General features: G+C 68.4%; 19 protein-coding genes, 2 tRNA genes and 2 pseudogenes. 13 read left to right on the forward strand and 10 right to left on the reverse strand.

Annotation, left to right across the window (positions count from 1 at the left end; genetic code table 11):
- Position 1: 1 nt before the first annotated feature.
- The 3 genes from ACWGKJ_RS27340 to ACWGKJ_RS27350 form a co-directional block, all read right to left on the reverse strand.
- The gene (locus ACWGKJ_RS27340; protein ID WP_385032866.1) at positions 2-622 is read right to left on the reverse strand and encodes an ATP-dependent Clp protease proteolytic subunit; all 621 of its coding nucleotides are present in this window, start codon (positions 620-622) and stop codon (positions 2-4) included.
- Between the two features lie 329 nt (positions 623-951).
- The gene (tig, locus tag ACWGKJ_RS27345) at positions 952-2,346 is read right to left on the reverse strand and encodes a trigger factor (protein ID WP_453315839.1); all 1,395 of its coding nucleotides are present in this window, start codon (positions 2,344-2,346) and stop codon (positions 952-954) included.
- A 115-nt stretch (positions 2,347-2,461) separates the two neighbouring features.
- Positions 2,462-2,538 (reverse strand) — tRNA-Pro (locus ACWGKJ_RS27350).
- Between the two features lie 145 nt (positions 2,539-2,683).
- Here ACWGKJ_RS27350 and ACWGKJ_RS27355 point away from each other — a divergent pair.
- Positions 2,684-2,754 (forward strand) — tRNA-Gly (locus ACWGKJ_RS27355).
- Between the two features lie 166 nt (positions 2,755-2,920).
- Here the strand turns inward: ACWGKJ_RS27355 and ACWGKJ_RS27360 are convergent.
- Positions 2,921-3,115, reverse strand: a complete 195-nt coding sequence (locus ACWGKJ_RS27360; protein ID WP_164261160.1) for a hypothetical protein — start codon at positions 3,113-3,115, stop codon at positions 2,921-2,923.
- Positions 3,116-3,624: 509 nt separating this feature from the next.
- Here ACWGKJ_RS27360 and ACWGKJ_RS27365 point away from each other — a divergent pair.
- Complete coding sequence (locus tag ACWGKJ_RS27365) at positions 3,625-4,812, forward strand: acyltransferase family protein (protein ID WP_385031994.1); 1,188 nt, start codon at positions 3,625-3,627, stop codon at positions 4,810-4,812.
- Between the two features lie 123 nt (positions 4,813-4,935).
- On the opposite strand, the gene ACWGKJ_RS27370 is transcribed toward ACWGKJ_RS27365, so the two are convergent.
- Positions 4,936-6,099, reverse strand: a complete 1,164-nt coding sequence (locus tag ACWGKJ_RS27370) for a PP2C family protein-serine/threonine phosphatase (protein WP_385031991.1) — start codon at positions 6,097-6,099, stop codon at positions 4,936-4,938.
- Positions 6,100-6,203: 104 nt separating this feature from the next.
- Between ACWGKJ_RS27370 and ACWGKJ_RS27375 the strand changes: the two genes are divergently transcribed.
- Complete coding sequence (locus ACWGKJ_RS27375; RefSeq protein ID WP_385031988.1) at positions 6,204-7,433, forward strand: GNAT family N-acetyltransferase; 1,230 nt, start codon at positions 6,204-6,206, stop codon at positions 7,431-7,433.
- A gap of 81 nt (positions 7,434-7,514) precedes the next feature.
- On the opposite strand, the gene ACWGKJ_RS27380 is transcribed toward ACWGKJ_RS27375, so the two are convergent.
- A complete protein-coding gene (locus tag ACWGKJ_RS27380) occupies positions 7,515-8,324 on the reverse strand; it encodes an Fpg/Nei family DNA glycosylase (protein ID WP_385031985.1) in 810 nt (269 codons plus the stop codon).
- 8 nt (positions 8,325-8,332) lie between these two features.
- Positions 8,333-8,821 carry a ribose-5-phosphate isomerase gene (locus ACWGKJ_RS27385; protein WP_385031982.1) on the reverse strand — a complete coding sequence of 163 codons (489 nt, stop codon included), beginning with the start codon at positions 8,819-8,821 and terminating at the stop codon, positions 8,333-8,335.
- An 87-nt stretch (positions 8,822-8,908) separates the two neighbouring features.
- On the opposite strand from ACWGKJ_RS27385, the gene ACWGKJ_RS27390 reads away from it, so the two are divergent.
- On the forward strand, positions 8,909-10,342 hold the full coding sequence (locus ACWGKJ_RS27390; protein ID WP_385031980.1) for an amino acid permease: 1,434 nt from the start codon (positions 8,909-8,911) through the stop codon (positions 10,340-10,342).
- Between the two features lie 103 nt (positions 10,343-10,445).
- On the opposite strand, the gene ACWGKJ_RS27395 is transcribed toward ACWGKJ_RS27390, so the two are convergent.
- The gene (locus tag ACWGKJ_RS27395) at positions 10,446-11,030 is read right to left on the reverse strand and encodes a biotin transporter BioY (protein ID WP_385031977.1); all 585 of its coding nucleotides are present in this window, start codon (positions 11,028-11,030) and stop codon (positions 10,446-10,448) included.
- Positions 11,031-11,302: 272 nt separating this feature from the next.
- Between ACWGKJ_RS27395 and ACWGKJ_RS27400 the strand changes: the two genes are divergently transcribed.
- From ACWGKJ_RS27400 to ACWGKJ_RS27430, 7 genes are all read left to right on the forward strand, one after another.
- Entirely contained in the window at positions 11,303-12,685 is a 1,383-nt protein-coding gene (locus ACWGKJ_RS27400) for an amino acid permease (protein WP_385031974.1), read from the forward strand.
- 192 nt (positions 12,686-12,877) lie between these two features.
- Positions 12,878-13,519: a superoxide dismutase gene (locus tag ACWGKJ_RS27405; RefSeq protein WP_356825844.1), complete on the forward strand. Its 642-nt coding sequence runs from the start codon at positions 12,878-12,880 to the stop codon at positions 13,517-13,519.
- Positions 13,520-14,235: 716 nt separating this feature from the next.
- The gene (locus tag ACWGKJ_RS27410) at positions 14,236-15,465 is read left to right on the forward strand and encodes a helix-turn-helix domain-containing protein (RefSeq protein WP_385032006.1); all 1,230 of its coding nucleotides are present in this window, start codon (positions 14,236-14,238) and stop codon (positions 15,463-15,465) included.
- A gap of 178 nt (positions 15,466-15,643) precedes the next feature.
- A complete protein-coding gene (locus tag ACWGKJ_RS27415; RefSeq protein ID WP_453315840.1) occupies positions 15,644-15,964 on the forward strand; it encodes a hypothetical protein in 321 nt (106 codons plus the stop codon).
- 301 nt (positions 15,965-16,265) lie between these two features.
- A complete protein-coding gene (locus ACWGKJ_RS27420; protein WP_385032003.1) occupies positions 16,266-17,498 on the forward strand; it encodes an SIR2 family protein in 1,233 nt (410 codons plus the stop codon).
- Positions 17,499-17,602: 104 nt separating this feature from the next.
- Positions 17,603-18,925, forward strand: a complete 1,323-nt coding sequence (locus tag ACWGKJ_RS27425) for a UDP-glucose dehydrogenase family protein (RefSeq protein ID WP_385031968.1) — start codon at positions 17,603-17,605, stop codon at positions 18,923-18,925.
- 26 nt (positions 18,926-18,951) lie between these two features.
- Complete coding sequence (locus tag ACWGKJ_RS27430; RefSeq protein WP_385031965.1) at positions 18,952-19,281, forward strand: MazG-like family protein; 330 nt, start codon at positions 18,952-18,954, stop codon at positions 19,279-19,281.
- A gap of 1,039 nt (positions 19,282-20,320) precedes the next feature.
- Here the strand turns inward: ACWGKJ_RS27430 and ACWGKJ_RS27435 are convergent.
- Positions 20,321-20,819: pseudogene (locus ACWGKJ_RS27435) on the reverse strand (flavoprotein).
- A complete protein-coding gene (locus tag ACWGKJ_RS27440; protein WP_385031962.1) occupies positions 20,816-21,118 on the reverse strand; it encodes a hypothetical protein in 303 nt (100 codons plus the stop codon). Before ACWGKJ_RS27440 ends, ACWGKJ_RS27435 begins: the two are co-directional and overlap by 4 nt.
- 401 nt (positions 21,119-21,519) lie before the next feature.
- Between ACWGKJ_RS27440 and ACWGKJ_RS27445 the strand changes: the two are divergent.
- Positions 21,520-22,444, forward strand: a pseudogene (locus ACWGKJ_RS27445) (IS481 family transposase).
- A gap of 122 nt (positions 22,445-22,566) precedes the next feature.
- On the forward strand, positions 22,567-23,095 hold a 529-nt coding region (locus ACWGKJ_RS27450), incomplete at its 3' end, for a transposase (protein WP_385031960.1).

The raw sequence follows: 23,095 nt of genomic DNA on the forward strand, positions 1-23,095 counted from the left end.
GTCAGTTGGCCCCGGTGCCGCCGCCGCCCGGAACGCCCGATGCGGAGGAGATGATCTCGTCGATGAGGCCGTACTCCTTGGCCTCGTCCGCCGTGTACCAGCGGTCGCGGTCACCGTCGCGGATGATCGCGTCGACGGTCTGGCCGGAGTGCCGGGCGGTGATCTCCGCCATGCGCTTCTTCGTACGGAGCAGCTGCTCGGCCTGGATCTTGATGTCCGACGCGGTGCCGCCGAGACCGGCCGAGCCCTGGTGCATCAGGATGTCGGTGTTGGGGAGCGCGAAGCGCTTGCCCGCGGTGCCGCCGGTCAGCAGGAACTGGCCCATCGAGGCCGCGAGGCCCATACCGATAGTGACCACGTCGTTCGGGATGTACTGCATGGTGTCGTAGACCGCCATGCCCGCCGTCACCGAGCCGCCGGGGCTGTTGATGTAAAGGAAGATGTCCTTGTCCGGGTCGGCGGCAAGGAGGAGCAGCTGCGCGGTGATCTTGTTGGCGATCTCGTCGTCGACCTGCTGGCCGAGGAAGATGATCCGCTCACCGAGCAGTCGGTTGTAGACCTGGTCGCCGAGGCCGCCACCGATGTTGGGCTCGCCGGCGGCGTAGGGCATCAGATTCGTCACGTATCCACCTGCTCGTCTCTGACGGCTCCGGCCGTCTCAGCGTCTTCGTACAGCAGGAGTCCGGGGGTGGTCGTCTACTCCCGGAGTCTCCTCTTCATGGACCCTAACGCGCAGGTGGGACAACGCCATCCCGCTTCCCGAACTGTTCGCTGGGAGCGCAAGGTAGGGCCTGACCCGAACGGCGGGGCCCCGGGCCCGGCGCGCCCCGGCGGTGAGGCGTCCGGCGCGTGCGGACGACGAAGGGTCCGGACGTGCAGCACGCCCGGACCCTTCGTTCGAGAGCAGAACCGGCCGGGCCGCGGAACGGCCCGGCCGGGACCGGTGGAGGCTCAGGCCTCCGGCTTGGCCTCGGTCTCCTCTTCGGACGCCTCGGCGGTCTCGGTGACCGCCGTCTCCTCGGCGGCCTCGTCCTCGTCGTCGCTCAGGTCGACGACCTCACCGTTGGTGTCCTTGACCTTGACGGCCTCGACGACGACCGCGAGGGCCTTTCCGCGGGCCACCTCGCCGACGAGCATCGGGACCTGGCCGCCCTCGACGACCGCCTGGGCGAACTGGTCGGGGCTCATGCCGGAGGACTGCGCACGCCGCATGAGGTGCTCGGTGAGCTCCTCCTGGTTGACGTTCAGCTTCTCCTTGTTGACCAGCTCGTCGAGGATGAACTGGGTCTTGATGCCCTTCTCGGCCTGCTCCTTGGTCTCGGCCGTGAACTCTTCCTCGGTCTTGCCCTGGATCTCCAGGTACTTGGCGAGGTCGAGACCCATCTGGCCGAGCTGGTGGTGCTCCAGGTTGTGCTTGCGGGTGTTGATCTCGTCCTCAAGAAGCTTCTCGGGGATCGGGACCTCCGCGAGCCTCAGCAGCTCGTCCAGGACGCGCTCCTGGGCCTGGGTGGCCTGCTCGTACTGCTTGGTGCTCTCCAGGCGCTTGCGGCTGTCGGCCTTCAGCTCGTCCAGCGTGTCGAACTCGCTCGCCAGCTGGGCGAAGTCGTCGTCCAGGGCCGGAAGTTCACGAGCGGCGACCGCGGTGACCTTGACGGTGACCTCGGCGGCCTTGCCCTCGGCGGAGCCGCCCTTGAGCTCGGAGGTGAAGGTGGCCTCGCCACCGGCCTCCAGACCGGTCACGGCCTCGTCGATACCGTCGAGCAGCTCACCGGAGCCGATGGTGTACGAGACACCCTCGGCCACGCCGTCCTCCAGCACCTCGCCGTCGACCTTGGCCTCCAGGTCGATGGTGACGACGTCACCATCGGCGGCGGCGCGCTCGACGGGGTTGGTGGACGCGAAGCGGCCACGCAGCTCCTCGACGGCCTTGTCGACGTCCTCGTCGCTGACGTCGACCGCGTCGACCTCGACCTCGATGCCGGAGTAGTCCGGGATCTCGATCTCGGGCCGGACGTCGACCTCGGCGGTGAAGGAGAGCAGCTCGCCGTCCTTGAGCTCCGTGATGTCGACCTCGGGCTGGCCGAGGACATTCAGCTCACCCTCGTTGACGGCCTCGGTGTAGAACTTCGGGAGGGCGTCGTTGACGGCCTCCTCCAGCACCGCACCGCGGCCGAAGCGCTGGTCGATCACGCGGTTCGGGATCTTGCCCTTGCGGAAGCCCTTCACCGTGACCTGCTCGTTGATCTTCTTGTACGCCGCGTCGAGGCTGTCCTTGAGCTCCTCGAAGGGCACCTCGATGCTGAGCCGAACCCGGGTCGGGTTCAGGGTCTCCACGGCGCTCTTCACGGTTCGGTCTCCTTGGGGGCTGACTTCAGAATCTCTGCCCGGTTGAGAGACACGCGGGCACACAGCTTGCATAGTAACGGCAAGCAGGAGGAGACCCACAATGCGATCTTGCTGCTGGTCGGGGTGGCCGGATTCGAACCGACGACCTTCCGCTCCCAAAGCGGACGCGCTACCAAGCTGCGCCACACCCCGTCGGTGCGAGACGTAGGGTACATGGCCGCCTGACGCGCCGTGGCGGCATGACACCGTTCCAGGCCGTACGGGACGGGTGTGCGCGGACCGGCTCCGACCCGCTACGATGCTTCTCGTGCCGCGGTCGCTCCGACCGGCGGCGCCTGCGGGCGTAGCTCAATGGTAGAGTCCTAGTCTTCCAAACTAGCTACGCGGGTTCGATTCCCGTCGCCCGCTCCGCACAGCACACGGCCCGGCCGGTGAGTACCTTCACCGGCCGGGCCGTTGCCCTTTCCAGCGCCCCTGCTGTTTCCCGGCGGGGCCCCGCTCCCGTCACGCGCCCTGTCCGGCGCCGTTGGGACGGAGCCGGACAGGGGGAGCGGCGGGGCCTGCCGCGGCAGCGCTAGAACTTGATCTGGTTGATCGTGTCGGCTATCGAGTTGAGGAACCTGTTGATCGACGGGGCCATACCCGTCGACGCCAGGAAGAAGCCGAAGAGCATGGCGACGATCGCCGGACCGGCCTTGATGGATCCACCGCGGATCAACACCACAAGGACGATCGCCAACAGCAGCACCACTGACAGTGAAATGGCCACAACTGATCACAACCCTTGGTCGGTCCGCCTTGCCGGCCGGGAACGATGCCGCTCCAGCACTTCTTCCGCGGCTCCATGGTGCCACCAACAGCCCTGTGGTTGTTGCCCGGTGACGAAACGGCGCCGATCGGATCGCGCCATCCCGCACCCCTCGCGCGCCGGGCCACGACGCCGGGCGCGCGGGCGCCGCCGGGGCGTGCGACGGCAATTTCCGGACGGTGCGGCCCGCCACTCCCGGAGAGAAATCCGAATCGATCGTTTCACTGCCCACACATACCGTTCACAGATGATTGCGATAACGGTGAATCACGCTTGAAGCAGACCCGGCACAGCCCCACAAGCCGGTCGTTATGCACCATTTAAGTGGGATCAAGTACCCCATATGCATACATAAGATCAGGGTAGTAAAGGTAAGCCCCGGGGGTACACGTACTGCGAATATCACAGACATCCCACAGACATCCGAGAGGGTTTTACGTATTCCCTCACGCGACGCTAGGGTTCCTCGAATGGTTCATGCTCCACACGAATATCAGCGGGCCCCACTCCCCCTGGCGCGGGAGACGGAACCCGAAACCTCCACGGACGCACAGGCGCCGCCCAGACCTGGCGCAGCGCACACACAGGCGCCCGCCCCCGGCGCCAAGAAGCAGCGCAACGCGCTCTTCGACAACGCGAAGTTCCTGGCCATCGTGCTCGTGGCCATGGCCCACGCGTGGGAACCGATCATGGACGGCAGCCGCACCACCCGGGCGCTCTACATGTTCGTCTACACGTTCCACATGCCCGCTTTCATCATTATCTCGGGATATTTCTCCCGCAGTTTTGACATGCGTCCCGACCGGCTGCGCCGGCTGGTGACGGGTGTCGTCGTTCCTTACGTGATCTTCGAGACCACTTACTCGCTGTACGAGAAGTGGGGGAACAACGACCCCGGTCACGAGATCAGCCTGCTCGACCCGTACTTCCTGACGTGGTTCCTCATCGCCCTCTTCATCTGGCGGCTCACCACGCCGATCTGGCTCAATCTGCGCTATCCGCTGACCCTCTCACTCGTCATCGCTCTTCTCGCATCGGTCACGCCCAACATCGGTGACGACCTCGATCTGCAGCGTGTGCTCCAGTTCCTGCCGTTCTTCGTGCTCGGTCTGAAGCTCAGGCCCGAGCACTTCCAGTGGGTGCAGCGGCGCGGTGCGCGGCCGGTGGCCGTGGTGATCATGCTGGCCACGGTGGTGTTCGCCTACTGGGCCGCGCCCAGGATGACGCTCAACTGGTTCTACCGGGGCACCAGCGCCCAGCAGCTCGGCGTCGACTGGTGGGAGGGCATCGTGATGACCCTCGGCCTGACCGCGTGCGGGCTGGTGCTGACCGCCTGCTTCCTGGCCCTGGTACCGCGTAACAGGACCTGGTTCACCGGGCTCGGCGCCGGCACGCTCTGCGGTTATCTGCTGCACGGTCTGCTGATCAAGACCATCGAGTACACCGGCCTGATCGACGACTACGGCTGGCTGAAGAGCCCGCTGGGCGAGGTGTTCGCGACCCTCTTCATGGCGGCTGCCGTGACGCTGTTCTGCACCCCGCCGGTGCGGCGCGTGATGCGCTTCGCCACGGAGCCGGAGATGAAGTGGGCGTTCCGTTCCGACCCGGTGCAGAACGCCCGGGAGCGGGAGCGCGAGCGCGAGAAGGTTCCGGCCTAGCGTCGGCCCGGCAGACCCGGTCCCCGAGCTGAACCAGCAGTACGAGAAGTGGCGCCCCGTCCGGCGGAGAACCGGGCGGGGCGCGGCTCTGCGACGGGGGGCACAGCCCCGGACCCGCCCCCCCTACAGCACCGGCCCCGCATCGCTGTCGCGGCAGATCAGCAGCAGCGCCCTGTCGTCGTTCACGTCCTTGGCGACCGCCTCGATGAGATGCCAGGCCGCGCCCTCGAAGGTGCTGGCCACATAGCGGTCGGCCTCCCCCGTCAGCCGGTCGATCCCCTCGCTGATGTCCCGGCCGGGCGCCTCGACCAGGCCGTCCGTGAAGAGCATCAGGACATCGCCGGGTCCGAGCGACCCCTTGGCCGCGTCGAACTGGGCACCGTCGTAGACGCCGAGCAGCGGGCCTTCGCCCGACTTCTCCTCCCAGAGGCCGCTGCCCGCGTGGAGTTGGAGCGCGGGGAGGTGGCCGGCCGAGAGGAGTTCGTAGTCGCCGGTGTCCAGGTCGAGGACCAGATGGATCGAGGTGGCGAACCCCTCGTCCCAGTCCTGGCGCAGCAGATAGCCGTTGGCCGCGTGCAAGAAGTCATGGGGCGGCAGCGAGCCGAGGAGCCCGCCGAAGGCTCCCGAGAGCAGCAGGGCGCGGGAGCCCGCATCCATCCCCTTGCCCGAGACATCGGTGAGGACGACCTCCAGGACGCGTCCGCCGCTGGTGCGCGCGGCGACCACGAAGTCTCCCGAGAAGGACTGCCCGCCGGCCGGCCGCAGCGCCATCTCGTGGTGCCAGCCCTGCGGCAGCCGGGGCAGCTGGCTCTGGACGCGGATCCGTTCGCGCAGGTCGAAGAGCATGGTCCCGCCGCGCCGCCAGGGCACCCCGACCCGGCTGCGGAACTGCGCGATGAGCAGGCCGAAGAGCCCGCAGGCGGCCACCGTGAGGACCATGCCGGGGGTGACCGGCGCGGTGCCGTCGGTGTACGGGCCGAGCTTGACCGACTCGACGATGAGGGCCGCGGCCGCGGCGGCGTACAGGCCCAGCAGGCTCGCCGGCCGGAGCAGCAGTCCGCCGGCCACGATGGGCAGGACCAGCGTCGAGGGTGAGCACCAGTCCGGGGTGAGGATGGTCGCCCAGGCCAGTGCGGGGACGGTCAGCAGGAGGGTGGCGAGGGCGAGTCCTTCGGAACCGTCGCCGCGGAAGTAGTCGACCCCGGACCGGCGCAGCACGGTTCTGGCCCGGTGCACCGACTTCCGCATCCGGGCCGTGAACGCTTCTTCTCCGACGCGACCGGCCATGGCTCGGACCTTATCCACCCGCGCGGCTCCCGCGCAGGGGGACCCTGTGACCTCGCGTTCGAAATTGGCTCGCCCGGTGGGGGACCCGCTGGTAGGGATGGCGCATGGACACAGAGCTGCGAGTGCTGCGCCGCGAGGAGATGGACACCTGGTACGAGGGGCTGATCCGGGCCTTCGGCGGAGTGGACGAATCGCCCGAGGAGCGGGCACTCTGGGACGAACTCACCGAATACGAACGGTCGATCGCCGCCTGGGAGGGCGACCAGTGCGTGGGCACGGCGGGGGCGTTCAGCTTCTCGCTCTCGGTGCCGGGCGGCGGATATCTGCCGACGGCGGGCGTGACCATGGTCAGCGTCGCTGCGACGCACCGGCGGCGCGGGATCCTGACGTCCATGATGCGGCGGCAGTTGGACCACGTACGGGCGCTCGGTGAGCCGCTGGCCGTACTGACCGTGTCGGAGCCCGCGATCTACGGCCGGTTCGGATACGGCGTCGCCACCCGGCAGTTGACGGCCGAGATCGACACCTCGCGGGTGACGCTCGCGGTCCCGCCGGGGACCGATGCCGTACGGCTGCGGTACGTGCCGGTCCTGGAGGCGGCCGCGCGCTGCGAGGAGCTGTACGTACGCTCCATCGGTTCGCGCCCCGGGATGCCCCGGCGGGCGCCCGGCTGGGAGCGGCTGCCGCTGCTCGACCCGCCGTCCGAGCGTGAGGGCGGTTCGCCGCTCCAGTGTGTGATCGCCGAGCGGGACGGCGAGTTGGTGGGGTACGCGCGTTTCCACACAAAGCCCGAATCGGATGCGGCGGGCCCCAGGGGCTCGGTGCGGCTGCGTCATCTCGAAGCGGTGGACCCGGCGGCGGGCGCCGCTCTGTGGCGTTTTCTGTTCGGTATCGATCTGACGTCGACGCTGCATGTCCGCAACCGGCCCCTGGACGACTCCTGGCAGTATCTGGTGTCGGACATCCGCAGGTGCCGGGTCCAGGTGCGCGATGTGCTGCATCTGCGGCTGGTGGATGTGGGGGCGGCGCTCGGCGGCCGGACCTACCGGGCCCCGGTGGACGTGGTGTTCGGCGTCCAGGACGACTTCTGCCCCTGGAACAGCGGGAATTGGCGGCTGACCGGGGACGCCAAGGGCGCCACCTGTGTACGGACCGACGACCCGGCCGATCTCGAACTGTCCGTACGGGAGTTGGGCGCCGCCTATCTGGGCGGTACGCCGCTCACCGCGCTGGCGGGGGCCGGTCTGGTGCGGGAGCTGCGGCCGGGGTCACTGGCCGGGGCGTCGCTCGCCTTCGGTTCGGACATCGCGCCCTGGCTGCCGCACGGCTTCTGACCCCACGGGGGCCGGTCGCGACCGCCTCCGGCCACACGGGTGCCGCCCGCGCCGCCTCCGGCCGCGGACCCGCCGGGACGGCTAACGCCGCTGGCAGTCCGGGCACCAGAAGAGGTTGCGGGCGGCCAGGGGCGCGGTGCGGATCTCGGCGCCGCAGAGATGGCAGTCCATCCCGGCCCGGCGGTAGACGTACACCTCACCGCCGTGGTCGTCGACCCTCGGCGCCCGGCCGGTCGCCTCGGGCATGTGCTCGGGGCGGACGGTGTCGATGCGGTTGTTCCGTACGCCCTCGCGCATCAGGAGGACCAGATCGGCCCAGACCGCGTCCCATTCGGCGCGGGTCAGGTCCCTCCCCGTGCGGTAGGGGTCGATGCCGTGCCGGAAGAGGACCTCGGCGCGGTAGACGTTGCCGACGCCCGCGATCACCTTCTGGTCCATGAGCAGCGCTGCCACGGAGGTACGGGAACGGGAGATCCGCGACCAGGCCCGGTCCGGGGAGTCGCCGGGCCTCAGCGGGTCCGGTCCGAGCCGGTCGTGTATGGCCTGCTTCTCGCCGTCCGTGATCAGCGCGCAGGTGGTCGGGCCGCGCAGGTCGGCGTAGGCCTCGTCGTTGACCAGGCGCAGCCGGACGGTGTCGGTGGGCGGCGCCGCGGGCGCGGTGCCGAAGCCGAGCTTCCCGAACAGGCCGAGGTGGATATGGATCCACCCGCCCGAACCGAAGCCCAGGAAGAGATGCTTCCCGTGCGCCTCGGCCGTCTCCAGGATGTGGCGGTCGATGAGCGCCGCGCTGCCGGAGAACCTGCCCTGCGGGCTGGAGGCACGCACAGGCCGGCCGCCGAACCTCTCGAAGTGGTCGGCGGCCAGTCGGTGGATCGTGTGACCCTCGGGCACCGGGGCGGTCAGTCCTTCTGCGGGTGGTGGGCCGGGACGGGCGGGAGTTCGCCGGTCGCCTCGTACGCGGTGAGCATGTCGATCCGGCGCTGGTGGCGCTCCTCGCCGGAGTACGGGGTGGCGAGGAAGACCTCGACGAACTTCACCGCCTCCTCCTGCGTGTGCATCCGGCCGCCGACCGAGATGACGTTGGCGTTGTTGTGCTCACGGCCGAGCGCCGCGGTCTGCTCGCTCCAGGCGAGCACCGCCCGTACGCCCTTGACCTTGTTGGCCGCGATCTGCTCGCCGTTGCCGGAACCGCCGATGACGATCCCGAGGCTGTCGGGGTCCCCCGCCGTCTTCACGGCGGCCCGGAGGCAGAACGGCGGGTAGTCGTCCACGGCGTCATAGATGTGGGGGCCGCAGTCCACGGGCTCATGGCCGTGGGCGGTGAGCCAGTCGACGAGGTGGTTCTTGAGTTCGTATCCGGCATGATCGGAACCGAGGTACACGCGCATGCTTCGAGTGTGGCACGACGGGTAGGTGGGACGCCTGGTCGGGGCACGTAAGACGGGCCCCGTTCGCGACAATTAAGGACAGAGAGCATGAGTGCTGCACCTCCTTCGCGAGTCGCCGACAGATCGCCCGACGGCGATTCCCCCGACGGACTTCAGGCCGGTCTGAAGAACCGCCACCTCTCGATGATCGCCATTGGCGGCGTGATCGGTGCGGGACTCTTCGTCGGCTCGGGGGCCGGAATCAACGCCGCGGGCCCCGGCATTCTGCTCTCCTACGCGCTGACCGGGCTGCTCGTCGTCCTGGTGATGCGGATGCTGGGCGAGATGGCCGCGGCCGACCCGGTCTCCGGTTCCTTCTCCACCTACGCCGACCGGGCGCTCGGCCGGTGGGCCGGTTTCACCATCGGCTGGCTCTACTGGTTCTTCTGGGCCGTGGTACTCGCCGTGGAGGCGACAGCGGCCGCGTCGATCCTCACCGGGTGGGTGCCGGCGATACCCCAGTGGGCGTGGGCGCTCCTGGTGATGCTGGTGCTGACCGGCACCAATCTGATCTCGGTCGGGTCGTTCGGCGAATTCGAATTCTGGTTCGCCGGGATCAAGGTCGTCTCGATCATTGCCTTCATCGTGATCGGGCTGCTCGCCGTCTTCGGTCTGCCGCCGGGCGGCGACCCGGCCGGGATGAGCAATCTGACCGGGCACGGGGGCTTCCTGCCGAACGGTCCCGGCGCGATCCTCTCCGGGATGCTGCTGGTCGTCTTCTCCTTCATGGGTTCGGAGATCGTGACGCTGGCCGCCGCCGAGTCGCCCAACCCGGTGGTGGCCGTCCGCAAGGCGGTCAACAGTGTGATCTGGCGGATCGCGCTCTTCTACATCGGCTCGATCTTCGTCATCGTCACGCTGCTGCCGTGGGACTCCAAAGCGGTCACGGCCAGCCCGTACGTGGCCGTGCTCGACTCGCTGGACATCCCGGGCGCCGGCACGATCATGGACATCGTGGTGCTGACCGCGGTGCTCTCCTGTCTCAACTCCGGTCTGTACACGGCCTCCAGGATGGCCTTCTCGCTCGGACAGCGCGGTGACGCCCCGAAGGCGTTCGCCACGGTCAACCGGGGCGGCGTGCCCGCCGTTGCGATCTGGGCGTCGGTCGCGTTCGGATTCGTCGCGGTGTTCTTCAACTACATCGCGCAGGACACCGTCTTCCAGTTCCTGCTGAACTCGTCGGGCGCGGTGGCCCTCTTCGTCTGGCTGGTGATCTGCTTCTCGCAGCTGCGGATGCGGCGCAGGATCGAGCGCGAGAACCCGGAGCTGCTGACCGTACGGATGTGGCTGTACCCGTATCTGACCTGGGCGACGATCGGCCTGATCCTCTTCGTGGTCGGCTACATGCTGTACGACACCGACGGGCGCAAGCAGATGCTGCTCTCGGTGCTCGCAGCCGTGGTGGTGCTGGTGGTCGCGGTGGTACGGGACCGCCGGCGGAAGGCCGTCGCGCCGGTGGACCCGGCCGCGACCGGCGGCTGATCCGACAGCGCCGCCCCCATGCGGGAGGGGCCGCCCCCGGTTCGCCGGGTGCGGCCCCTCCGTATGTCGGTATGTGTCTGTATCTCTGTGCGCCGCCCGCGGGTCAGCCGCGGCGGCCCGCCAGCTTCCAGGCGCTCGGCAGCGCGCCCATCGCGAGGGCTGCCTTCAGCGCGTCGCCGATGAGGAACGGGACGAGACCGGCGGCGATGGCGGCGGACGCGGACATCCCGGTGGTCAGCGCCAGGTACGGGACGCCGACCGCGTAGATGATGGCCGAGCCGAGGACCATGGTGCCGGCGGTGCGCAGCACGGAGCGGTCGCCGCCGCGCCGGGCCAGGGCGCCGACCGTGGCCGATGCCAGCAGCATGCCCAGGACGTAGCCGAAGGTTGCGCCGCCGGCGCCCGACGCGCCGTTCGCGAACCACGGCATGCCCGCCATGCCCACCAGCGCGTACACCGCGAGCGAGAGGAAACCGCGGCGCGCGCCGAGCGAGGCGCCCACCAGGAGCGCGGCGAAGGTCTGGCCGGTGACCGGGACCGGGGAGCCGGGGACCGGCACGGCGATCTGCGCCGCGATGCCGGTGAGCGCGGCGCCGCCGAGCACGAGCGCGATGTCGCGCGTACGGGTGGCCGGCAGCAGATCGGCGAGGACCGCTCCGGGGCGGGTGGTGGCGGCAGCAGTGCTCATCGGGACTCCGCGGGTGAGGGCAGGTGGGGACAGGCTGACGTTAGCGCGGCGGCCCGCCCGGGAACACCATCAGCGGCCCACAAAGCGGAGGTTGGGCCTTTGGTTGGTTTCATACAAAGGGTGCGGTTCAACCGTCTTCGCGCGTGATGCTCGTCACTGGAGGTCCTGGCAGGTAGATCTCCGTTGCGGAACGGGTGACCCCTTGGGGACACTGTGGGATCTCACCAAAACGTCCGTCCCCGTCGTCCAGAGCATCGCGAGCGTCCAGCACCATGTCCGAACCCCTCCGGGCGGAGCCTCTCTCCGCCGGGCTGAAGCAGCGCCATCTGACCATGCTCGGCCTGGGCGGGGTGATCGGCGCCGGGCTCTTCGTGGGCTCGGGCGCGGGCATCGCGGTCGCGGGCCCCGGCATCGTCGTCTCCTATCTGATCGCGGGGGTACTCGCGACGCTCGTGATGCGGATGCTCGGCGAGATGTCGTCGGCACTGCCCGCCTCCGGTTCGTTCTCGGTGCACGCGGAGCGGGCGCTGGGGCGCTGGGCCGGGTTCACGGTGGGGTGGCTGTACTGGTTCCTGCTGGTGGTCGTCCTCGCGGTGGAGGCGACGGCCGCGGCGCAGATCGCCAACGGCTGGGTGCCCGGCGTACCGCAGTGGGCCTGGGTGCTGGTCTTCATGGTGGTCTTCACCGTCGCCAACCTCGCGGCCGTACGGAACTTCGGTGAGTTCGAGTTCTGGTTCGCGGCGCTGAAGATCGGCGCGATCGTCCTCTTCCTGGTGCTGGGACTGCTCGCGGTCTTCGGAGTGCTCCCGGACACCGACCCGGTCGGGCTGACCCATCTCACCGGACAGGGCGGCTTCCTCCCGCACGGCTGGCACGGAGTGATTTCCGGTGTGCTCGCGGTCGTCTTCGCCTTCGGCGGTCTGGAGGTCGTGACGATCGCCGCGGCGGAGACCGAGAACCCGGTGCGCGCGGTGGGCCGGGCGGTGCGCAGTGCGGTGTTCCGGATCCTCTTCTTCTACGTCGGGTCGATGCTGGTCATCGTGACGGTGCTGCCCTGGAGTGCGCAGCGGGCAGGGCTCTCGCCCTATGTGACGGTGCTCGACTCGATCGGCGTACCGTCCGCCGGGACCATCATGAACATCGTCGTCTTCGTGGCGATGCTCTCCGCACTGAACGCCAATCTCTACGGCTCGTCCCGGATGATCTTCTCGCTGGCCGAGCGGGGCGAGGCACCGCGCGGACTGCTCAAGGTCACCGGCAGCGTGCCGCGCCGGGCGGTTCTCGCCTCGGTCGCCTTCGGCTTCGTGTCGGTCCTGCTCAATCTGGAGTGGCCCGACTCGGTCTTCCTCTACATGCTCAACGCGGTCGGCGCGGTCCTGCTGTTCGTCTGGGCGCTGATCGCCGCCTCCCAGCTGAGGCTGCGCCGCAGGATCGAGCGGGAGACCCCGGAGCTGCTGCAGCTGAGGATGTGGGGCTTCCCGTGGCTGAGCTGGGCCACGCTGGCCGGTCTTGCGGTGGTCTTCGTCCTGATGCTGACCGACGCCACGGCCCGCCCGCAGCTGCTGTGGTCACTGGGTGCCACGGCCGTGGTGCTGGCGGCCGCAGGCGTACGGGAGTTGAGCGCGCGACGCCGACCTGCCGCCGCCCGGGGCTGACGGCCGGGGCCCATACGACCAGGAGTACAGGAGTACCGGAAGGGCGGGCGCCGTACAGGGCGCCCCCCCCTCCCGCGGGTAACCCCAATCGGCACTCGCCCGTGCGGCGGGGCCTCCCGCGCCCTATCTGCACCTGCTGCTAGCCTGCACTTGCATACAGCTTGCAATAAGCAGTCGGAGGGCTCGGACGACATGGCGACTTACACACTTCCTGAACTTCCGTACGACTACGCGGCGCTGGAGCCGGTGATCAATCCCCAGATCATCGAGCTGCACCACGACAAGCACCACGCGGCGTATGTGAAGGGCGCGAACGACACGCTGGAGCAGTTGGCGGAGGCGCGTGACAAGGACCAGTGGGGCGCGGTGAACGGGCTGGAGAAGAACCTCGCGTTCCACCTCTCCGGTCACATCCTGCACAGCATCTACTGGCACAACATGACCGGCGACGGCGGCGGCGAGCCCCTCGACAAGGACGGCGTCGGTGACCTCGCCGGGGCCATCGCCGAGTCCTTCGGCTCCTTCGCCAAGTTCAAGGCCCAGCTGACCAAGGCCGCCGCGACCACCCAGGGTTCCGGCTGGGGCGTCCTCGCGTACGAGCCGGTCAGCGGTCGGCTCATCGTCGAGCAGATCTACGACCACCAGGGCAACGTCGGCCAGGGTTCGGTGCCGGTCCTGGTCTTCGACGCCTGGGAGCACGCCTTCTACCTGCAGTACAAGAACCAGAAGGTGGACTTCATCGAGGCGATGTGGAAGGTCGTCAACTGGCAGGATGTGGCGAAGCGTTACGCCGCGGCCAAGGAGCGCGCCGACGTACTGCTGCTCGCGCCCTGACGGGGCGGTGTTGCTGATGGCGCGGTGTTCCTGACGGCGCGGCGCTTCGGATGTCCCGCTCATGACGTCCTGCTCGTGATCGTCTTCTCAACCTTCACCTGCAGGCGGATGAAAACAGCCGGCCCCCGCGAGGACGTGACTCGCGGGGGTCGGCTGCGGGCGTATCGGCGCCCGCTTCCCTCTCGGACGCCCAGCGCCACGCTCGGCAGGTATGCCGGATCGGAGAGGATCAGCGAAGAGCTCGTGAACAGCGGCACCACCGGGTCGACGGCGGCGTCGGCCCCTGCGAGATAGAGCTATGCCGTGCGCCCCTCACCTGGCGGCTGTCCGAAGACGGCACCGTCGATGGCTGCGGAGCCGGGACGGATCTCCTCGGCGGTGACCGCTGCGCGGCATGAAGCCGGGGGCAAGACGGTCAATGGCTGCCTTCGGCAAAACGCGGCGTGGTGTGTTCCTCATCAACATGGTCTGCTGCCGGGGAGCAGCAACGGCGGAGGACTCGGCACCTGGCTCGGGCACGCCGGTCGCCGACAGGGCAAAGGTTTCCTGCCGCGTGTTGGCCCTTCATGGCGAGACCGGGAACACGGCTGTGGCATTGCTGATCCCGGCAGCTCGTCTCACGCACAAGCCGCGTCATGGGTACCGTGCTGGAGACGAACTCTGTACGGACGGACCGGCGATCGCGCCGGATCGTCCGGCGGCCGGGAGGTGTCCTGATGCTGGAGGAAGCCGAGGAGATCGGCAAGCGCGTTCGCAGGGCGAGGCTGCGGCTGGGGATGCCGCAGGCCGATCTGGCGACGGCCCTGGGAAAGTCGCAGGGCTGGGTGTCGAAAATGGAACGTGGCCTGATCGAGCTGGACCGGGTCGGGCTGCTCAACCAATTGGCCGCAGAGTTGCACGTCCATCCGAACGACCTGATCGGGCGCCCGTACAGCAGCTCCCCCGACGACAACCAGTGGCAGGTTGCCGCCTCGTCGATCCTGCGCGAGCTGCGCCGCTATGACCTCGTCCCCGTCTTCGACGGGGCTCCGCGGCCCGCATCACAGCTGTGGCGTGAGGTGACGCGGCTGCACCGCCTGCGGGACACCGCTTCCAACGTGGCGATTCTCCGGGTTCTCCCAGACCTGTTCCGCGAGGCGCGCGCCCTGGCAGAGGAGTCGGAGGGGCACGAGCGGGAGGAGGCGTATGCCATCTACGCCGTGTGCTGCAAGTTCGCGCACACCGCCGCCCACGCCCTCGGGCATCCCGAACTGGTCGCCATGGCGTGCGAGCGGGCCGCGTGGTCGGCCAGGCTGTCGGGGGACCCCGTGTTGCCCGCCGTCGCCGACTGGATGCGGGTCTGGGACATGTGGGCGACGGCGGACTGGACCGACGCCCTGACGCTCTCGGACAAGGCGATCGCCTCGGTGGAGCAGGAGTACGACCGTGGCGAACCGCTGGCCGTACGAGCCTGGGGCACGCTGCAACTGCGAGCTGCGGTCTCCGCTGCCCGAGCCGGCCGCGCCTCGGAGGCCGAGGACCGGATCGGTCACGCGAAAGCTGCTGCCGAACGCATGGACGCGTACGTCGGAGCGCCGGTGTACGACCGGCACTCGCTGACGTTCTCCGCCGGGAACGTGCAGATCCACGCGATCAGCGTGGCTCTGGAGATGGGTAAGCAGGGCAAGGCCCTTGAGATAAACCGTCGTACCAGCCCAGACCTGGTCGGGTCGTTGCCCAACTCCCGTCAGGTGCATCACCACATGGATGTCGCGCGTGCCTGGCTGTGGGACGGGAACCGGATAAAGGCCCTGGCCGAGCTGGAGGCAGCCGAGCGGATCGCGCCCCAGCTCGTGCGGAATCATCCCATCGCCCGTTCGACGCTACGCAGCATCGTCTACGCGGAACGAGCAGTGACGCGGGAGAAGTTGCGGCGCATGTCCGACCATTTCCACCTGGACGGATAGGGGTCGTATTCCTCCGGCTCATATTCGAGGGTCGTCGTGTCCCTAACTTCAGAGCATGACGCGACAACCCTCTCCTCATCTCCCTTCGCAGGGAGCCGAGTTAGGTACGGCATCCCCCTTCGTTCCACGGCTCGGCGACCTCGCCACCGACAGCGCCCGTGAAGGTCGTGTCGGTGTCGTGGTCGCCCTCCCCGGTGAGGGCTCCGCCACGACCTACCACTTGCGCCCGCCCGGAGGCGGAACCCAGTGGTCCGCGCCCGCCGACAGGACGACGCTCAGGCCCGTGCCGGCGAAGGCCACGCACGCGACGCTGGCCGGCCGGGACGCGGTCTACGACCGGAGGGCCCGGCAAGGCTCGGTCCCCGTCGAGTTCCACTTCGACGACGGCTCGACCCTTGACGGCGCACTCATCCTCACCACGGCGGAGCTGGAGCGGCTGTACGCGCAGACCAGCCGCCTCCTGGATGCGCACGAACGCAGTCTCGGCGGCATCCCGTGACCGGGGCTCGACACCGCCGCGCCCGAAGCGCCGCATCCATCACCCCTAGGCCCGACGGCGGAGACCGGCTCGCGCTCTTGTTCCTGGCCGTCGTTGGCCTGGTCGGTCCGGCCTGGGCAATGCACGAGCAGGCCACTCCGCTTCTCAACGGCGTCGGCCACCGACCCTCTGCCATCGCAGCGGACGCGAGTCCGTCCTCGGACCGCTGAGGCCGCTCCGGATCCAGCGCGATCCGTCTGCCGCGCAGCCGCACCCTGTCAGCCATCTGGAACATCCACGCGTGATTCTTCAGGGAGGAATCGTGGACATCCCGTACATCGTCATCGACCAGCTCGTCCCCGAGCAGCAGCGAGTCTGGAACACCTACTTCGGTGACGCCGACCGCCCCCGCTACATCGAAGAGGGCATCTGGCGCCGCACCCAGGAGAAGGACACCGCCGGCCAGTCCGGCTGGGCAACCTCCGACGACGCCCGGCGGCGGATCATTCACTACCGTTACCGGTACGGCCTGGTGCCCACCACAGCGGCACCGGCCATCGGCTTGACCGACCTGTACCTCTACCACTCCACGTCCGCCCCGGCCGACGAGATCGACGCGCACCATGACGCGCTCCTGGACTCGCTCGCCGCCGGCGGTTGGAGAGAAGCACCTGGCGGCTTCTTATGGACCCGCCGGGACCTGAAGTGCCGCATCACCGAGCACGACGTCCATCCCCAGGACGCGGCTGTCGGCCGCGCGCTGCCCCCTGGCTACCAGAGTCTGGATGTGCAGATCGCCTCAGTGGCCTATGCCCCTCCGCCCTCGGTCCGGCAACTTCCGTGGAACGTGCTGTCCACCGGCATCCGGCGCAAAGACCGCCCAGGCACGCCGACGCGCATCACGGATCTGTCCGTGCTGGCGGACCTGCGACCGTTCCAGGTGGAGATCGGCTGCGGTACGTCGGTGGAGGCGGGCATCCCGCCCCTGCACCGGCTCCACGAGATCTACCGGGTCACCGACCGCCAGGGGCACGAACCGCGGGAACACCGCTTCACACTCTCGCCGACGGCTGACACGCTCCTCCACGAGGTACTGACCGAGCCTGAGGAGAAGGCGGCGGAGTTCGTCGAGATGTTCCGCGCCTGCTTCCTCGCCGAGCCCACCCCAGCGATGCGGGCGCTCAAGGAGCTGAAGGACGCCGGCCACCTCGTCGGGCCGGTCATCACCAACAACTTCGATGTCCTGGCCGCCCGCGCCGGGCTCGACGAGTGCTTCATGCGTCGGTACGACCAGGCCGTGCCCGATGTCGAATGGGGCGACGGCGCCAAGGCCCTCCTCGTCATCGGTCTGCATGCCGACCGACGCAAGGTGCAGGCTCGCGCCCGCGAGCGGGGCATGCAGGTTGTCTACCTCGACCCGGAGGGCTTCTGGCACGACGGCGAGTTCATGCCGTACCCGCTGGAAGGGCCCCAGGACGGGGACCTGGTGTGCCGGGCCACCGCCGCCGAAGCGCTGCCCGCTCTCGTCAACGTCCTGAAGCAGCAGCGAGGTTGACCCACCTGCACGAAGAGGGTCGCGCCGGGTGCGGGCGCTAGCGTGGCGCACCCGGCCGGCCCGGACTCACCGGGCGGGCGAGTACAGGGAAAGGAGCGTCGACCATGCGCGTATCCGTCATCGGCTGCGGTCACCTGGGCATCCCCCACGCCGCTGCCATGGCCGAGATCGGCCACGAGGTCATCGGCGTGGACCTGGACCAGGCGAAGATCGACCGCCTCAACGCCGGCGAGTGCCCCATCTACGAGGAGGGCCTGCCGGAACTCCTGGCTACGCACACCGCGTCCGGGCAGCTGCGGTTCACCACCAGCCTCGCCGAGGCGGGTGAATTCGCGGACGTCCACTTCCTCGCGGTGGGCACGCCGATCGACGCGGACGGGCGGAGCTACGACACCGGCCAGGTCTTCGGCGCCGCCCGCGCACTGGCCCCGCACCTGACCCGCCCGACGGTGATCATCGGCAAGTCCACGGTCACCGTCGGCACCTCCCGCGATCTCGGCGCACTTCTCTCGCGCCTCTCTCCAGCTGGTGAGGACGTGGAGGTCGTCTGGAACCCGGAGTTCCTGCGCGAGGGTCACGCCATCGATGACACCCTGCGACCCGACCGGATCGTGGTCGGCGTCCCCTCGACCCGCGCGGAGGACGTCGTACGCCAGGTGTACGCGCCGCTCCTGGCCGACGGCATCCCGCTGTTCGTCACCGATCCGGCCACGGCCGAGCTGATCAAGGGCGCGGCGAACGCGTACCTCGGTATGAAGATCTCGTTCATCAACGGCGTCGCCGACATGTGCGCTGCGGCGGGGGCCGACGTCCAGCAGCTGACCGAGGCCATCGGCGTGGACCCGCGCATCGGCCGCGGCGGCCTGAACGCCGGCCCCGGGTACGGCGGCGGCTGCCTCCCCAAGGACGTCCGCGCCTTCACCGCTTCCGCCCGTACCTTGGGCGCCACGGAGGCTGCGACCATGCTGCGCGCGGCGGAGGAGGTCAACGAATCACGCCCCACCGCCGCGCTGAAGCTCATCGAGCAGACCCTTGGCCGCCCGGTGGACGGCGTATGCGTGACCGTCTGGGGCGCGTCCTTCAAGGCCGGCACCAACGACGTACGCGAATCCCCGGCTCTGGCGATCGCCGCGCTGATGCACCAGCGCGGCGCGACGGTCACCGTCCACGACCCGCACGCCGTACCCAGTGCGCTGCGCCGCAACCCCGAACTCGACTACGCCGACACCCTCGACGCCTCCGCCCAGGGCGCCGAACTGATCGTCCTGGCCACGGAATGGCCCCACTTCCACGAGGCCGATCCCAAGGCCCTCGCCCCACTGGTCGCGGCCCCGGTCCTCGTCGACCTCCGCAACCTCATCGACGCCGACGCTTGGCGCATGGCCGGATGGACCGTACGCCAGCTCGGACGCCCCGCACAGGAATAACCGAACCCATCGATCGGAGGTCCGACGTGGACACCCTGTGGGACAACATCGACAAGCTCTCCGCCGTCTGCCGTGCGGCAGGCGCCCATCTCCCCGACGAGGAACTCAAAGCCCTCCAGGTCGGCAAGGTTGCTGAGGAAGCCGGCGAGGCCATGCACGCCCTACACGGTCTGAAGGGCCTCACCACCTGCGACGACGACCACACCTGGGCCGAGGTCCAGAACGACCTGGTCGGCGCCGTCATCGCGGCCCTCCTGGCGATGCACTACATCGACCCCACAGGCGCCCGCGCCACCTTCGACGAGATCCTCCACCGCCGGACGCGAAGGGGCCGCGAGGCCGCTGCGGCGGCATGACAGCCTCCAAACACACCGTCGGCCGCCCACCAGGCGCGGCCGACGGCCACGCTCAGGTGCGAGTATCGGCAGCCATCTGCTGCCAGGGCGGAAAACCCTTCCCCACAGCACCAGGGCATCCGGCTCCAGCTCTCCGCAGAGGAAAGCGCAAGCTCACGGCTTCAAACAGCCTCTGCGGGAGCACTCGTCCATCTTGGATAGGAGGGACACCGCTCGTGGGTGTCGGCCGAACCGTGGGGAGCGGTTCCCATCCCGGGCACCTCGTTCCAAGCAGGGCAGAGCATTCCCGGCCAGGGGCGCCAAGGTCGCTCGTACAACGGCGCGCTCCACCTTGGTTCCCTGCCCACGCCCGATCCACAGAGTGCGGGCTGAAGGCAAACGGAATAGGAGCCAGCGTAGACGGTAGGACATAATGTGAGAATCACCTACAACCAAGGCGGTTGCCATCCCGCCTCGCGATACAGGCCCTCGAAAGGCTTATCCATATTCGAAAACATTGAATGCGAGTAGACGTCGGTAATTCGAGAACCCAAGATCTCCTTTCGAGTGCTACTCGTATCTGGGTATCCCATATCGCGGCGAGTTGCCAGGGCAAAATCAGCATAGAGCCTCATGAACACAACGGGAGGCGTTGGGGGTTAAAGCTCCCCTGCATGAAATTATGAAAGGACCTAACCGCTTCATCGGAACCGAAAATAGCGACCCAGGTGGCAAATTCGGAGATTTCAGCACGGAAAGTTTCTTCATTCACCGCACGACGATCTAGCATATCTTTTAGCGTGTTCATCATAGGTTTGTACGTGTCATACTTTTTCTCGGGGATCCTCGATGCCCAGCAGAGCCGACAACAGCGGTCAGATACGGCTCTCAGAGACAGAGGCCCATCCACCACCGCTGCAAAACCCCAGTTCAAGGCTCCTCTGGCAGCCCAAGCACCGCTGATTCCCAAGCTCAGCGCGCAAGTTCGATTCTCGTCACCCGCTCCACATGAAAGCCCCGAGCCAACGGCTCAGGGCTTCTTTGTTGTCAACGACGCGAATCACGCCTTCGCTGCCACTCTGGCGGTAAGCAGGTCGAGTGCTTCCTCCCAGTGAAATCGGTCTGTCTCGCCGCCCGCCTTCGGGCCGGTGGGGTTCGTAGGAGCCGATCAAACTGCCCACCGGGCGCAGTTTCCGCAGGCTCTCGGCGTAGGCGGGGTGGGCGGGTCTGGGCAGAGTTCACGTAGGGCAGGGCGGTGGCGGGGTGCCGAGGCAGTAGGACTCGCAGAGGATGCCCAGGGCCAAGATGTCGGAGATGCCTGTCGCCCACTTGTTGATCGTGTTGAACGTCCGGGGCCGGGAGGGGCTGGGGGAGCGTTATGCGGAACGGATCGGGTAGCCAGTCAGTGCCTCGATGGCCTCGGCGCCGATGAAATTCGGGCCCTGCGGGGTCGCGACGACGCCCAGGCCCCAACCGGCTTCCAGGGCCGCACCGATCAGCTGGCCGACATCACCGGCAATGCCCGACCCGCACAAGACGACATAGAGAAGGGGCTTCATGGCCTGCCGACCGGGCGGCGAACGTCCTGCGCCACGCAATTCTCGGCAATGCGGAGCGCCCGGTACCCCTGGTTGATCCAGAGAGCAGCCCGTCGCCCGAGGCTGGAATGTGCCGTCGCATGAGGGCGCGCGGCCTTCAGGGCAGGCCCGGCGTCGCTGAAGGCCACCGCGGCGCCCACCCCGTACAGACTGACTTTCGTCGGGCAGAAGTTGACCCAGAGGTCGGACCGGTCGAACGTGACAAAAGCGAGAACTCCCATTCCTTCGGCGACCGCAGGCAACACCAGGTCATGCGGCACGTACCGCCAGGCGCACCCCCCATGTGCGTACAGCGCCGTGCCCAAGACAAACACGGCGCAAGAACTACAGCGACTGGTCCATTCGCCGCGGATGCAGCGGCACGACCACCTGCCAGTGAGCGACCGTCGACGGATGCTCAGGTGCAGGCTCGCAGAGACAGACCGCACGCCACGCCCCTCGCAAGAGAAGGCGCACCAGTGGGGGATCCACGTTTCCAAACTCGAAGCACGCTTCTGGTGCCCCACCATCGCCCCTCCGACGAAGGCCCAGGTCGGCGTCTAGGTGTTCTGTCTCGGGAGGTTGTGGACGGGTGAGCCAGGTCTCAGCTGAGGGATCTTAAACAGGCGAGGGCCTTCGGTTCCGTGTGGATTGCGACATCTACACCAACAGAAAGGCCCTCGTGCCCCACCGTAATGCACCCCTGACCGAGACCGGCCGTCTGCGGCTGGCCCGCTGCGTGGTCGAGGACGGCTGGCCCTTGCGCCGAGCCGCCGAGCGCTTCCAGGTCTCACCCACCACAGCCCAGCGGTGGGCCGGCCGCTACCGCGCGCACGGCGAGGCCGGGATGGCCGACCTCTCCTCCCGCCCCCGCACCAGACCAAACGCAGGATCGTCAAGGTCCACTGCCGCGCCGATGGGGACCGGCCCGCATCGCGGGCCTGCTACGACTCGTTCCCTCGACGGTCCACCGCGTACTCACCCGCTTCGGCCTGGCATGCCTGACCCATGTGGACCGGGCCACCGGCCGGGCGATACGCCGCTACGAACGCCCCCGGCCAGGCGAACTGGTGCGCGTGGACATCAAGAAGCTCGGCAACATCCCCGACGGCGGCGGACACAAGGTCCTGGGCCGCAAGGCCGGCCGCAAGACCCGCTCCAACGCCGGCTACAGCTACACCGCCGTCGACGACCACTCCCGCCTGGCCTACAGCGAGATCCTCACCGACGAGAAGAAGGAGACCGCCACCGCCTTCTGGGCCCGCGCCCACACGTTCTTCACCAACTGCGGCATCACCGTCGAGCGGGTCCTGACAGACAACGGCGCCTGCTACAAGTCGCACACCTGGCGCGATGCGCTCACAGCAGCCGGCATCACGCACAAACGCACCAGGCCCTACCGACCGCAGACGAACGGCAAGGTCGAACGCCTCAACCGCACGCTCCTGGACGAGTGGGCCTACGCCCGCCCGTACCGCTCAGAGGCCGAGCGCCGCGAGGCATTCCCCGGATGGCTGCACACCTACAATCACCACCGCGGACACACCGCACTGAAGGGCCAACCACCCGCCAGCCGCGTCCCCAACCTCTCAGGGCAATACGTCTAGCCTCGGGGTTTCATGAGGTGGGCTGTCCAAAGCGGGATCGAAAACGCGAGAAGTGCTACTGACCTGCAACGATAGGACTTGTCGAGGGTCCAGATCGTGCCGTGGAAAGAAGCACTTCTCAGGTGAAGAAGCGTATCGGGTTGTACCCGCGTGTCCGCATCGAGGACGGTGGCCGGGCCGTGGTGTCCCAGGCCGGGGGCGTGCTGCTGGTCGAGACCGCCCGCAAGGCCGGGCTGGACACCGCGGTATCCGCGGCGCTGGCGCCGTGGCGGAAGGCTCGGGCGGTGGACGATCCAGGCAAGATTCTGCTGGATGTGGCCCTGGCCGTCGCCCTCGGCGGAGACTGCCTGGCCGACGTCGGCATGCTGCGGGCCGAGCCGGTGGCCTCCGACCCGACCGTTTCCCCCCTCGTCGACACCCTGGCCGCGTCCGGCCCGAAGGCCCTGAACGCGATCCCGTCAGCGAGAGCCGAAGTACGCGAGCGAATAAAGAAGTTGGCTGGAGCCTCGTCGCCGGACGCCTCCGGGCAGGTGATCGTGGACCTGGACCTGGACGTGGTGCTGGTACTGGCCCACTCCGACAAGGAGGACGCAGCCGCGACCTGGAAGAAGACCTTCGGACATCACCCGCTGATGGGGTTCGTCGATCACG

The sequence above is a fragment of the Streptomyces sp. NPDC054757 genome (genome assembly GCF_053612185.1).

Excerpts from the sequence above, each read along its gene's own strand:
- ACWGKJ_RS27365 (WP_385031994.1), top strand. The coding sequence starts at position 3,625 with ATGGTTCATGCTCCACACGAATATCAGCGGGCCCCACTCCCCCTGGCG.
- ACWGKJ_RS27370 (WP_385031991.1), bottom strand. The coding sequence starts at position 6,099 with ATGGCCGGTCGCGTCGGAGAAGAAGCGTTCACGGCCCGGATGCGGAAG.
- ACWGKJ_RS27375 (WP_385031988.1), top strand. The coding sequence starts at position 6,204 with ATGGACACAGAGCTGCGAGTGCTGCGCCGCGAGGAGATGGACACCTGG.
- ACWGKJ_RS27385 (WP_385031982.1), bottom strand. The coding sequence starts at position 8,821 with ATGCGCGTGTACCTCGGTTCCGATCATGCCGGATACGAACTCAAGAAC.
- ACWGKJ_RS27390 (WP_385031980.1), top strand. The coding sequence starts at position 8,909 with ATGAGTGCTGCACCTCCTTCGCGAGTCGCCGACAGATCGCCCGACGGC.
- ACWGKJ_RS27395 (WP_385031977.1), bottom strand. The coding sequence starts at position 11,030 with ATGAGCACTGCTGCCGCCACCACCCGCCCCGGAGCGGTCCTCGCCGAT.
- ACWGKJ_RS27400 (WP_385031974.1), top strand. The coding sequence starts at position 11,303 with ATGTCCGAACCCCTCCGGGCGGAGCCTCTCTCCGCCGGGCTGAAGCAG.
- ACWGKJ_RS27405 (WP_356825844.1), top strand. The coding sequence starts at position 12,878 with ATGGCGACTTACACACTTCCTGAACTTCCGTACGACTACGCGGCGCTG.
- ACWGKJ_RS27410 (WP_385032006.1), top strand. The coding sequence starts at position 14,236 with ATGCTGGAGGAAGCCGAGGAGATCGGCAAGCGCGTTCGCAGGGCGAGG.
- ACWGKJ_RS27425 (WP_385031968.1), top strand. The coding sequence starts at position 17,603 with ATGCGCGTATCCGTCATCGGCTGCGGTCACCTGGGCATCCCCCACGCC.